Source organism: Micromonospora sp. NPDC053740 (assembly GCF_040677775.1).
GTDB classification, from domain to species: Bacteria; Actinomycetota; Actinomycetes; order Mycobacteriales; family Micromonosporaceae; genus Micromonospora; species Micromonospora alfalfae.
In genome coordinates this window covers 650,892-663,065 of sequence record NZ_JBFASO010000002.1, presented here as the reverse complement: position 1 = coordinate 663,065, position 12,174 = coordinate 650,892, and the positions used below count along the sequence as shown (strand labels likewise).

At 72.9% G+C, this 12,174-nt stretch carries 9 protein-coding genes; 5 read left to right on the top strand and 4 right to left on the bottom strand.

The window, feature by feature from the left end:
• Positions 1–62: 62 nt before the first annotated feature.
• The 4 genes from AB0K35_RS07695 to AB0K35_RS07680 are packed head-to-tail and all read left to right on the top strand — an operon-like array spanning position 63 to position 6,732.
• Positions 63–2,027, top strand: a complete 1,965-nt coding sequence (locus AB0K35_RS07695; RefSeq protein WP_363884281.1) for an NAD-binding protein — start codon at positions 63–65, stop codon at positions 2,025–2,027.
• Between the two features lie 50 nt (positions 2,028–2,077).
• On the top strand, positions 2,078–4,930 hold the full coding sequence (locus tag AB0K35_RS07690) for a BTAD domain-containing putative transcriptional regulator (protein ID WP_363884279.1): 2,853 nt from the start codon (positions 2,078–2,080) through the stop codon (positions 4,928–4,930).
• Between the two features lie 30 nt (positions 4,931–4,960).
• Entirely contained in the window at positions 4,961–5,950 is a 990-nt protein-coding gene (locus AB0K35_RS07685; RefSeq protein WP_363884277.1) for an ATP-binding cassette domain-containing protein, read from the top strand.
• Positions 5,947–6,732, top strand: a complete 786-nt coding sequence (locus tag AB0K35_RS07680) for an ABC transporter permease (protein WP_363884275.1) — start codon at positions 5,947–5,949, stop codon at positions 6,730–6,732. Before AB0K35_RS07685 ends, AB0K35_RS07680 begins: the two co-directional genes overlap by 4 nt.
• A 3-nt stretch (positions 6,733–6,735) precedes the next feature.
• On the opposite strand, the gene AB0K35_RS07675 is transcribed toward AB0K35_RS07680, so the two are convergent.
• Together AB0K35_RS07675 and AB0K35_RS07670 are read right to left on the bottom strand one after the other, a co-directional pair.
• On the bottom strand, positions 6,736–7,971 hold the full coding sequence (locus AB0K35_RS07675; RefSeq protein ID WP_363884273.1) for an APC family permease: 1,236 nt from the start codon (positions 7,969–7,971) through the stop codon (positions 6,736–6,738).
• 10 nt (positions 7,972–7,981) lie between these two features.
• The gene (locus tag AB0K35_RS07670) at positions 7,982–8,719 is read right to left on the bottom strand and encodes a phosphatase PAP2 family protein (protein WP_238667170.1); all 738 of its coding nucleotides are present in this window, start codon (positions 8,717–8,719) and stop codon (positions 7,982–7,984) included.
• Between the two features lie 119 nt (positions 8,720–8,838).
• Between AB0K35_RS07670 and AB0K35_RS07665 the strand changes: the two genes are divergently transcribed.
• Positions 8,839–10,062, top strand: a complete 1,224-nt coding sequence (locus AB0K35_RS07665) for a DUF4032 domain-containing protein (RefSeq protein WP_238667043.1) — start codon at positions 8,839–8,841, stop codon at positions 10,060–10,062.
• Positions 10,063–10,084: 22 nt separating this feature from the next.
• Here AB0K35_RS07665 and nagA read toward each other — a convergent pair whose 3' ends face one another.
• On the bottom strand, positions 10,085–11,194 hold the full coding sequence (gene nagA, locus AB0K35_RS07660) for an N-acetylglucosamine-6-phosphate deacetylase (RefSeq protein WP_238667042.1): 1,110 nt from the start codon (positions 11,192–11,194) through the stop codon (positions 10,085–10,087).
• Positions 11,191–12,144 (bottom strand): ROK family protein, encoded by a 954-nt coding sequence (locus tag AB0K35_RS07655; RefSeq protein WP_363884270.1) that lies wholly within the window; start codon positions 12,142–12,144, stop codon positions 11,191–11,193. The genes nagA and AB0K35_RS07655 overlap by 4 nt, the downstream gene beginning before the upstream one ends.
• Positions 12,145–12,174 lie beyond the last annotated feature (30 nt).

Below are 12,174 nucleotides of genomic sequence, written 5' to 3'. Positions count from 1 at the left end.
CCTGGCCACGGGATGATCCGGACGGGGTCGCCCACCGTGGCCGTGCTGATTACGATCCGGGCATGGCGGAGCCGTGGCGGGACCGGGCGCGACGGGCGGTCGAGTGGAACTGGCGGCTGCGATCCGTCGGTGATCCGCGCCCGCACTACGTGATCTGTGGCAAGGACGCGCTCGCCTACTACGTGGCCCGGGCGATGCTCGAATCCGAGCTGCCGGCCGGTGGGGCTCGGGTGACAGTCGTGGTGCCGGAGCGTTACCGCAGCAACGGGCCGGACGTGGCCGGGCTGCGCGGCGTCCGGGTGGTCCGCTCGGACCGACTGGACGTGGCCACCTTCGAGGCCGCCGGTCTGGCCGGCGCGACCGGGCTGGCCCTGTTGCACCAGGACGACGTGGGCAACCTGCACGCCGCCCTCTGCGCCCAGGCCGTCGACCATCGGGTCCGCCAGGTGCTGCGGATGTTCAACGGCACCCTCGCCGACGGCGTACGCAAGCTGCTCAAGGCCCCTGTCGAGGTGCTCTCCGACGCCGAGATGGCCGCGCCGGCCTTCGTGGCCGCCGCGCTCAACGAGGTCGACCCGAGTTCCTTCCAGCACCGGGACAAGACGCTGCGGGTGGCGCGGCGGGCCGACGTCCGACCGCAGGACGTGGTCTGCGCGTTGGCGCACCTCAGCGAGGCGCAGGGGGTGGAGCTGCTGCCGGCCGAGCAGGCCGGCGCCGACCTGGTGCTCGCCGAGGCGACAGGTCAGCCGCCGGGCACCGAGGTCGCCGCCCGCCGGTTGGTCCGGGCACGTCGGCGGCGTCGTCCGGTAGCTGTGGTGCTGGGAGCGGTACGTGGCTTCGCCACCCGCAAGATCGGCATCGCGGTGATGGCGGTGCTGGCGCTGATCGCGGTGCTGGGGGCGCTGATCTCCCGGGCCGAGGACGTCTCCCCGCTGGAGGCGTTGTACCTGACGCTTGTCACCACGCTCAGCGGCGCCGACCCGGACACCACAAAGGCGGCGGACGCCCAGATCATGCAGGTGGTGCTCAACCTGGCCGGGTTGGCGCTGATCCCACTGATCACCGCCGTCGTGGTGGACGGCATCGTCAACGCCCGGCTGGCCCTGCACACCGGCCGCCTGCAACCCGCTCGGGTCGGGCACGTGGTGGTTATCGGCCTGGGCAATGTCGGCACCCGGGTGATGGCACAGCTACGCGAGTACGACGTCGAGGTGGTGGCGATCGACAAGGATCCGGAGCCGCGCGGCGCCGCCCTGGCCCGCCAACTGGAGGTGCCGCTGATCGTCGGCGACGCCGCGTTGCCGGAGACACTTGTCGCCGCCTCGGTGGCCGACTGCCAGGCGCTGGTGGTGGCGTCCACCGACGACGTGGCCAACCTGGAGGCGGCGCTCGCTGCCCGCGACCTCCGCGCCGACCTGCGCGTGGTGCTTCGGTTCTTCGACGGTGACTTCGCCGAACGGGTGGAGGAGACCTTCGCGCTCGGCGTGTCCCGCTCGGTCTCCTACCTGGCCGCCCCGGCCTTCATCGGGGCGCTCACCGAACGCGCCGTGATCACCACGATCCCTGTCGACCGGCACGCGTTGCCGGTCGCCGAGGTGCCGGTCGCCGCCGGCTCCGAGCTGGACGGTCGACCGCTGGACGTGGTCAACCGGGACGGGCAGGTCCGGTTGATCGCCCGCACCCCGGCGGGCGGCGCGAAGACGATCTGGTGGAAGGACCTCGATCCCCGGCAGGTGATCTTCGCCGGTGACCGGTTGACAGTCGTCGCCCGGCGGCGCGGGTTGGACTGGCTGACCCGGCAGTGCGCCCCGCCGGCCCACCCGATCCCTCGGCCGGCCGGGTCGGTCCACGGGGGAGTGCCCGCCCCAGCGGCGGCGTCTCCGCCGGTGCCGGGCCAGACGGGTTCCGGAGTTGGCGCGGCACATCCCGTTCCGCCCGCCGGGGAAGTGCCCTCGACGACAAACGGTGGTCAACCCGACGAACTGGAGCTGACCCGCCGGCATGACGGGCCCGGCGAGGTGAGCTGACGCCACCCGGCGCGGCCGGAACCGGCCGGCGGTGGGCGACAATCCATGGCATGCGTTTCCGCATCCTGGGGCCTACCCAGGTCGTGCTGGCCGACGGGCGAGAGGTCCCCGTCGGCGGTCCGCGGCTGCGCGCCCTGCTGGCGCTCCTCCTGCTCGATGCGGGCCGGGTGGTCTCCGCGGACCGCTTGATCGACGGCCTGTACGGGGAGCATCCGCCCCGGAGTGCGGCCAACGCGCTCCAGTCCCAGGTGTCGCGGCTGCGCAATGCCCTGCCGGCCGGGCACGACCCGATCGAGTTCCACCCTGCCGGTTACCGCCTGGCCGTGGATCCCGAGGATGTCGACGCGTACCGGTTCGAACGGCTCACCGAGGTGGGACGCCGTGCGCTCGTCGACGGCGACTGGCCCCGGGCGGCGACGGTGTTGCGCGAGGCGCTGGAGCTGTGGCGTGGTCCCGCCCTCGCCGATGCCATCGGCCCTGCCGGCGCACCCGTGCAGGCGGCCCGGTTGGAAGAGCTACGGCTGGCCGCCATCGAGGATCGCGTCGAGGCGGACCTGGCGTTGGGCGCACAGAGCGCGCTGATCGCGGAGCTGCGGGAGTTGGTCGTCGCGCATCCCCTGCGGGAGCGCTCGCGGGGCCAGCTCATGCGTGCCCTGGCCGCCCTGGGTCGGCCGGCCGAGGCGCTGGCCGAGTTCGAGGACGCCCGGCACACGCTGGCCGAGCAGCTCGGCGTCGACCCGTCGGCGGAGCTGGCCGCGATCCACCTCGCGGTGCTGCGCGGTGCGGAACGCGGGCCCGCCGAGGCGGTGCTGCCGAGTCAACTCACCACCTTCGTCGGGCGGGAGGAGGAACTCAAGCGCGTCGGCGACCTGCTCGGCGAGCGGCGGCTCGTCACCCTCACCGGCCCCGGGGGCGCGGGCAAGACGCGCCTGGCGATCGAGGCGGCGGGCCGGGTCGACGGGGAGGTCCGTTTCGTCGAGCTGGCCGGGCTGGCCGATGGTTCCGACGTTCCGCAGGCGGTGCTGAGCGCGCTCGGCCTGCGTGACGCGGGCCTGCGCGCCCCGGCCGAGGCGGGCTGGCAGACCACCGACCGGCTGGTCGAGGCGCTCGCCGAGCGGCGACTGCTGCTGGTGCTCGACAACTGTGAGCACGTCCTCGTCGACGCGGCCCGGCTGGCGGCCCGGTTGCTGAGCGCGTGCCCGGCGTTGCGCGTCCTGGCCACCAGTCGGGAGCCGCTGGGGCTGGCCGGTGAGGCGTTGTGCCCGCTGTCCGGGCTCGCAGTGCCACCACTCGGCGCGTCCGCGCTGGATGCCGACGAGTACGCGGCGGTCGGCCTCTTCGTCCAGCGGGCCGTCGACGTCGCGCCCGACTTCACCGTCACGCCGGTCAACGTCGAGATGGTGTTGCGGATCTGTCGCAGCCTGGACGGGCTGCCGCTGGCCATCGAGTTGGCCGCCGCGCGGCTGCGGGCGCTGTCCGTCGCCGAGGTGGCCGCCCGTCTCGACGACCGGTTTCGGCTGTTGTCGACTGGCAACCGGGCCGCGTCGCCGCGACACCGCACCCTCCGGGCCGTTGTGGAGTGGAGTTGGGATCTGCTCGACGACGCCCAACGGGAAGTGGCCCGACGGCTGACAGTCTTCGCCGGTGGGGCCACGCTGGAGGCGGCCGAGCGTGTCTGCGGCCTGCCCACCGCCGAGTTCGTCGACGCGCTCACCGGGCTGGTCGACAAGTCCTTCGTGGAGATGACCGGTGGCCGGTACCGGATGCTCGAAACGGTTCGGGCCTTCTGCGCCGAGCGGCTCGCCGAGGCCGGTGAGGCCGGCCAGCTCCGGCGCGCGCACACCGCGTACTTCCTGGAGTTCGCCTGGACCGCCAGCGACCACCTCCGCTGCGCGGAGCAACTGCACTGGCTGCGACGGCTCGACGCGGAGCGGGACAACCTGCACGCGGCGTTGCGCCGGGCCACCGCCGCCGGTGACGCGTCCGACGCGGCCGGAATGGTCGCGGCCCTGTCGTTCTACTGGTGGCTGCGCGGCATGCGCGGGGAGGGGGCGCGGCTCGCCGCGGACGTCCTCGACCTGCTCGGCACCGACGCGCCGCCGGGGATGGGTGAGGAGTTCGCCCTCTGCGTCTACAACGCCTCGCTAGCCGGCTCCGGCCCTCTGCCCTCCCTCGGGACGCAGTCGTCCGTGATCCGCAGTCTGGACCGGGCACCCCGACAGCCGTTCCTGCTGTACCTGTCGGGGATCTCGACCGGGCCGCCGTCCGGCGGTGCCGAGGATGTCGACGAGCTGATGGGGGAGCTGCGACGACTGGTCGGCCCGGACCCGTGGATCAACGCGCTCGGCGCGATGGGCAGCGGCTCGGCGCTGATGTGGAGCGGCCAGTGGGACCAGGCCCGGGCCGCGCTGGCCACCGCGCTCGACGGCTTCCGCAGCACCGGGGACCGGTGGGGCACCATGATCACGCTCGGTGCGCTCGGCGAACTGGCCGCCTGGCAGGGCGACCCGGAGACGGCGGGTGCCCACATGGATGAGGCCATGGGACTGGTCGAGGCGCTCGGGTCGGCCGTCGACCAGGCCGACATGCTGCGTACCCGGGGGGAGATAAGGCTGCGCGCCGGTGACCTCGCGGCGGCGCACGACGACTTCGCCGGTGCGCTGCTCCTCGCGCAGCGCAGCGGCGCGCCCGAGTTCGTGGCCAGCGCCCGGCTCGGTCTCGCCCAGGTGGCCCGCGTGCGCGGGGACCTGGCCGCCGCGAGGCGGTTCTGCGAGGAGGCGCTGACCGGCGGCCTCACCGGCTGGTACGTCGGCGACGCCGCCCGTGCGGAGATCGTTCTCGTCCTGAAGGAGATCGCCGAGGCGGAGAAGGTCGGTGCGCCGCCGTCAGCGGACGGTGCGTGACCCGTCAGCGCCCGGTCGCACAGTGGGGGCATGACGACATTCGAGGTGGTCGCCGAGGGTCTGGGCAAGCGGTACGGCCCGACCCGCGCGCTTGACACGTTCGACCTGACGGTGCCGCCCGGCACTGTCCACGGACTGCTGGGACCGAACGGCGCGGGCAAGACGACTGCCGTACGGATCCTCACCACGCTGCTGCGCTTCGACACGGGACGAGCCACAGTGGCCGGGTACGACGTGCTGCGCCGGCCGGAAGAGGTGCGCGCCCGGATCGGGCTGACCGGGCAGTACGCGGCTGTCGACGAGATCCTCAGCGGCCGGCAGAACCTGGAGCTGTTCGGCCGGCTGTTCCGGCTCGGCCGACGGGAGGCCCGCCGACGCGCCGGCGAGCTGCTGGAACGGTTCGGGCTGGACGAGGCGGCGAGCCGGTCCGCCGGTGAGTACTCGGGTGGGATGCGCCGCCGGTTGGACCTCGCCGCCAGCCTGATCCGTACGCCGCGGGTGCTGTTCCTGGACGAACCGACGACCGGCCTGGACCCGCGCAGCCGCAACCAGGTGTGGGACCTGGTCCGTGGTCTCGTGCGGGACGGGACGACTGTGCTGCTCACCACGCAGTACCTGGAGGAGGCCGATCAGCTCGCCGACCAGATCTCGGTGATCGACGCCGGTCGGGTGGTGGCCGAGGGCTCACCGGACCAGCTCAAGGCGATGACCGGCGGCGACCGGATCGAGGTGGTGGTCCGCGACGTGGCCGAGCTGAGCCGCGCTGCCCGCCTCGTCGCGTCGATCTGCGGCGCGGAGCCCGAACTCGACAGCGAGGTCCGACGGCTCAGCGTGCCGGTTGTCGATCGCGTCGCCGGCCTGGTCGACGTGGTTCGCGCGCTGGACGACGCCGGGATCGCGGTCGAGGACATCGGCCTGCGGCGCGCGACGTTGGACGAGGCATTCCTGCACCTGACCGGGCACCGGCCGGACGACGCCCGCGAGCCCGTCGGGGCCGGACGAACTGTGGAGATGGCATGACCACCGTGATCGCCGACGGCTGGACGATGACCAGGCGGAACATGACCCACGTGGTCCGCGCGCCGGAGGAGCTGATCCTCTACTTCTCGCTGCCGATCATGTTCGTGCTGGTCTTCGGGTACGTGTTCGGCAGCGGCATGCAGGTGGCGGGTGGCGGCAGCTACCGCGAGTTCCTGCTACCCGGGGTCTTCGTGATGACGATGCTGTACGGGCTGGGGGCCACCGCGACCGGCGTGGCGCTGGACCTCAGCCGGGGCGTGGTCGACCGGTTCCGGTCGATGCCGATGGCACGGTCCGCCCTGATGACCGGTCGCAGCGCCGCCGACCTGCTGCGCGCACTGCTGGAGATGTCCACCCTGCTGGTGTGTGGCCTGCTCGTCGGGTGGCAGTGGCGACAGGGCGTCGGCAAGGCGGTGCTCGCCGTCGGTCTCCTCCTGCTGCTGCGAATCGCGATCACCTGGGTCGGGATCTACCTGGCGTTGCTGGTCCGCAACCCGGAGACGGTCGGTGTGATCGTCTTTCCGGCGGCGTTCCCGTTGAGCGCGATCTCCAACGTCTTCGTGTCGCCGGAGCTGATGCCTCCGGTCATCGGGACGATCTCGGAGTGGAACCCGTTGTCGGCGACCGTCGCGGCGATCCGTGAACTGTTCGGCAACCCGGGCCTGGGCGGCGACTCCTGGCCGGCCGAGCACGCGATGCTGTTGGCGGTGCTGTGGCCGGTGCTGCTGATCGCGACGTTCGCCCCGCTGGCCGTGCGCCGCTACCAGCGGTTGAGCCGGTGACGGTCAGCGGCGGGCCCGCACGGCGTAGAAGGCGGCACCGACGGCGAGCACACCGAAGCCGGCGAGAACGCTGCCCAGTGGCAGGTTGACAGCCAACAGCAGACAACCGAAGAGCCCCAGACCGGCGAGCACCCGGACCGGCAACCGCCGGTCCGGGTCCCGGCCCAGTGTGAGCGCAGCCGCGTTGGTGATCGCGTAGTAGACGAGCACAGTGCAACTGGAGAAGCCGATCGCGTCGCGTACGTCGCCGAGCAGCACCACCACGATCACCACGGCGGCGACCGCCAGCTCGGCGCGGTGCGGCACCTGGTGCACCGGGTGCACGGCTGCCAGCGCACCGGGCAGGTCACGGCGGCGGGCCATGGCGAGGGTGGTCCGCCCGACCCCGGCGACCAGGGACAGCAGCACCCCGACAACGGCGATGGTGGCACCGGCGCGGACCACCCACGCCAGGCCGGGCAGCCCGGCGGCGGTCACCACGTCGGCCAGGGGCGCGGCGGAACCGGCCAGCCGGTCGGCGCCGAGCACACCGAGGGCGACCACGGCCAGCACCAGGTAGATCACGAGCACCACCCCGAGCGCCAGCGGCACCGCGCGCGGGATGGTCCGCTGCGGGTCGCGGACCTCCTCGCCGAGTGTGGCGATCCGGGCGTACCCGGCGAAGGCGAAGAACAGCAGCCCGGCGGCGGTGAGCACGCCCCGCGCCGAACCGCCGGGCTCGCCGAGCCGGCCCAGATCCACCGGCCCACCGACCAGGCCGACGACCGTGACCACCGCCAGCACCACCAGCACCAGCGCGACCAACGCCCTGGTCACTGTGGCGGTCTTGCCGATGCCACGCAGGTTCACCGCGGTGACAGCGAGCACCGCGCCGACGGCGACCAGCCGGGCCTGGCCCGGCCAGAGGTACGCCCCGATGGTCAACGCCATCGCCGCACAGCTCGCCGTCTTGCCGACAACGAAGCCCCAACCGGCCAGGAACCCGGCGAACGGCCCGAGGCGCTCCCGGCCGTAGACGTAGGTGCCACCGGACTCCGGGTAAAGGGCAGCGAGTCGCGCCGAGCTGGTCGCGTTGCAGAAGGCGACGAAGCCGGCCAACGCCAGCGCGGGCAGCAGGCCGGCACCGCCGGCCGCCGCCACCGCCGGGCCGAAGACCACGAAGACGCCCGCGCCCAACATCGAACCCAACCCGATGACAACCGCATCGGGTACGCCCAGCCGCCGCGACAGTTGATCCACGAACTAGAACCTAGGGGTACGAGGTGAACGGCCGGTCCCACTCGCGTAACCGGCCGGGGAGCGGCACACCGTCCCACGGTGCCCGGTGCAGCAGCCGGTCCAGGAGCAGGCCCAGCAGCAGCCCCGCCACCGAGTCGGTCAGCCAGTGCCAGCCGAGGTACGTGGTGGTGGTGAGGACGACCAGCGGCGGCACGACGCGGATCACCGTGACGAGCCGGGCCGGCAGTTGGCGACCGAAGCTGCGGGCCAGCGGGGCGAGCAGCAGCGCGATGACCCCGTACCAGACGATCGCGTTGGCGACGTGCCCCGACGGGTAGGACTGGGCGAACCGCACCGGCAGGTCGTCGTGGAACAGCGGCACTGTCTGCTCGGGCGTCAGGAACGGCTCCTTGACGCTGGCGCTCGGTGCCGCCCGCGCGGTCCAGATCTTGAGTGGGCCGATCGTCAGGTTGGTCAGCACGAACGCGACAACCGGCGGCAGGATCGGCCGCACCGACCGCAGCCGGACGGCCAGCAGCACGCCCAGCCCGGCGGCGATCAACGTCAGCGGGGTGCCCTGGCCGAGGAAATTCAGCACCCGGGCGACCCAGTACGCGGCGGCCGGCCGGTGCCCGTCGGCCCAGTCGGCGACCGCCCGGTCCAACCCGAAGAGCTGCTCGGCGGCGAGCGCCACAGTCAATCCGGCCAGGCCGACCAGCAGGAGCGCGTCGAACCACCAGCCGGCCGGGCGGACGGGCCGTAGCCGCAGGTCACGTCGTACCGCTGTGGGTTTGAGCACGCGACCACGCTACCGGCCCGACGCGACGCCGGGGTGTGCGGCGCTGTGGGCCCAACCACGATCAGGAGCGGATGCGGGGGCGACCAGTCATGCTTGTGCCCGTGCGGATCACCTCTGCCCTCGTGGACCCGGCGCTGCTCGACCTGCCCTGGTCGACACCGCTGGAGGAGTGGCCTGCCCAACACCTGGTGGCGCTGCCGCAGGGCATCTCCCGGCACATCGTCCGGTTCGTCCGGTTGGGCGACTACGTGTACGCGTTCAAGGAGACCCGCGAGAGGATCGCCGAGCGGGAGTACGACCTGCTCCGGGCCCTGGAGCGGATCGACTTCCCCTCGGTCGAGGCGGTCGCTGTCGTCGCCGACCGGCAGACCGAGGACGGGGAGCCGCTCGAATCGGTGCTGATCACCCGGCACCTGCAGTTCTCGCTGCCGTACCGGGCGCTCTTCTCGCACACCCTTCGGCCGGAGACGATGAGCAGGCTGCTCGACGCGCTCGCCGCCCTGATCGTGCGGATGCACCTGACCGGCTTCTTCTGGGGCGACTGCTCGCTGTCGAACACGCTGTTCCGGCGGGACGCGGGCGCCTTCGCCGCCTACCTGGTCGACGCGGAGACGGGTGCCCTGCACAACAAGCTCTCCAACGGCCAACGCGGTGAGGACCTGGAGATCGCCCGGGTGAACATCTTCGGTGAGGCGCTGGACCTGCAGGCCGCCGGCCTGCTGCACGAGTCCATCGACCCGGAGGTGGTGTGCGAGGAGGTCGTGCAGCGCTACGAGCGGCTCTGGCACGAGATCACCTATGAGCAGGCGATCGAGCGGGAGGCCCGGCACGACATCGAGGGCCGGATCCGCCGCCTCAACGAGCTGGGCTTCGACGTCGCCGAGGTGGCCATGTCGTCAATCGACGACGGGCGGTTCCTGGTCCGGCCGAAGGTCGTCGACGCCGGCTACCACACCCGCCGGCTGCTGCGGCTGACCGGACTGGACGCCGAGGAGAACCAGGCCCGCAAGCTGCTCAACGACCTGGACGCCTACCGCGCGGAGAGCGACCTGATCGACGAGCAGCAGGCCGCCCACCGCTGGCTCACCGAGGTCTTCGAGCCGGTGGTCCGGGCCGTCCCCGCGCACCTGCGCCGCAAGCTGGAGCCGCAGGAGCTGTTCGCCCAGATCATCGAGCACAAGTGGCTGCTCTCCGAGCAGGCCGGTCGGGACGTCGGGATGCGCCACGCGGTCCAGTCGTACCTGTCCGATGTGCTGGTGCACCGCCCCGACGAGCAGGCCGTCCTCGGCGTGGAAGTCCCCAGCCTGAGCTGAGACCCAGACTGGTTTCTGGGCGTCACTCCACCCAGGAGCCTGCGCGTAGCACCCGCACCACGTTCAGGTCGTCGTCGAGCACCACCAGGTCGGCGCGGAGGCCCACCTGGAGGGACCCGACCCGGTCGCCCAGGCCGATGGCCCGCGCCGGGGTGGTGGCCACCATCCGTGCGGCGTCGGCGATCGGGATTCCGGCGTTCACCGCGTGCCGCAGCGCGGCGTCCATGGTCAGTGTGCTGCCGGCGATAGCGCCGTCGCGGGCGAGTCGGGCCACCCCGTCGGCGACGGTGACGGCCTGGCCACCCAACTCGTACTCGCCGTCGGGCATTCCGGCGGCGGCCATCGCGTCGGTGATCAGCGCGGCCCGGTCCGGCCCTGCTGTCGCCGTGACGTAGGTCAGCATGCCGTCGTGCAGGTGCACCCCGTCGGCGACCAGCTCGCAGATCACGGTGGGCGCGTCGAGCAGGGCCACCACCGGGCCCGGCTCGCGGTGGTGCACCGGGCGCATCCCGTTGAACAGGTGGGTGCCGACGCTGGCGCCGGCGGCGACCGCGGCGCAGGTCTGCTCGTACGTGGCGTCGGTGTGGCCCACAGCGGCCACCACCCGCCGCGCGGTGAGCAGCTTGATCGCCTCCAGCGCGCCGTCACGCTCCGGGGCGAGGGTGACCATCCGGATCGCGCCCCGGCCCAGCTCGATCAGCTCGGTCAGCTCGTCGGTCGACGGGTCACGCAGGTACTCCGGGTTCTGTGCGCCGCAGCGGGCCGCCGACAGGTACGGGCCTTCGAAGTGGACTCCCGCCAACACGCCCTCCTCGACCAACGGGGCGAACGCCTCGGTGGCCGTACGCATCAGCGGAAAAGGCGCGCTGACCAGGCTGGCCAGCAGGGTGGTGGTGCCGTGGGCGAGGTGGAAGTCGGCCGCCTTGCGGGCCTCGTCGGCGTCCCCGGTGGTGAAGGTGTGCCCGCCACCGCCGTGCGTGTGCATGTCGACGAAGCCGGGCAGGATCCAGTGCCCGTCGCGCACCGACGGATACTCGGCCACCGCTGTGATCCGATCACCGTCCCACTCGACGCAGCCCTGTCGGACGACTCCGGTCGGGGTCACCACTCGGCCGTTCACCCGTACGGTCATCGCTTCTCCTGATGGTCACGGACACCCACGGCGTCCAGGGCGAGCAGAGCGGCACCGAGACAACCGGCCTCGTCGCCGAGGGCTGCCGCGACCAGTTGCGGCTCCCTGTGGAAGGTCATCCGTTCGTGCAGCGCCGCCCGCAGCGGGGTCAGCAGCCGGTCCCCGGCCTGGGCCAGGCCGCCGCCGAGCACCATCGTCGCCACGTCGAACAGCGCCTGCCCGCTGGCGAGGCCATCGGCGAGCGCCTCGATCGCCTCCTGCCAGACCTGGCCGGCGAGCGGTTCGCCGGCCGCGGCCCGTTCGGCCACCTCGGCAGCCGTCACCGGGGCGTCCGCGGTGTCGCCAGCGAGGTCGGCGTAGCGGCGGCCGATCGCGGCGGCTGACGCGACCGCCTCCAGGCAGCCGGGGCGGCCGCAGCCGCAGCGCGGACCGTCGGGCCGGACCAGGATGTGGCCGATCTCCCCGGCGGCACCGTGGGCCCCCACCGCGGCCGTGCCGTCCACGACGTGCGCGGCGGCGATGCCAGTGCCGATGGCCACGAACAGCACGTGCCCGGTGCCGCGGCCGGCACCCAGGCGGGCCTCGGCGAGACCACCGACACGCACGTCGTGGCCGAGCGCCGTCGGCAGGCCGAGCCGCCGCACCGTCAGGTCCCGCAGGGGTACGTCCCGGAAGCCCACGTTCGCCGACCAGACCGCGACGCCACGCGCCTCGTCGACCACCCCGGGCACGGCGATGCCGACCGCGATCGGGGTGAGCCCGTCGGCGCGGGCCTTGTCGGCCAGCCCACCGGCCACGTCGAGGATGGTGCCGACCACGGCGGCCGGGCCGCGCGCGGCGTCGGTGGGGTGCCGTTCGGTGCGCACCACGACGCCGTCCGGTCGGACCAGCGCGCACTTCATGCCGGTGCCGCCGACGTCAAGCGCAACGACAACCTGGCCGTCGCTCACGGCGCCATCTCGGTTCGCGACTGCGGCGCT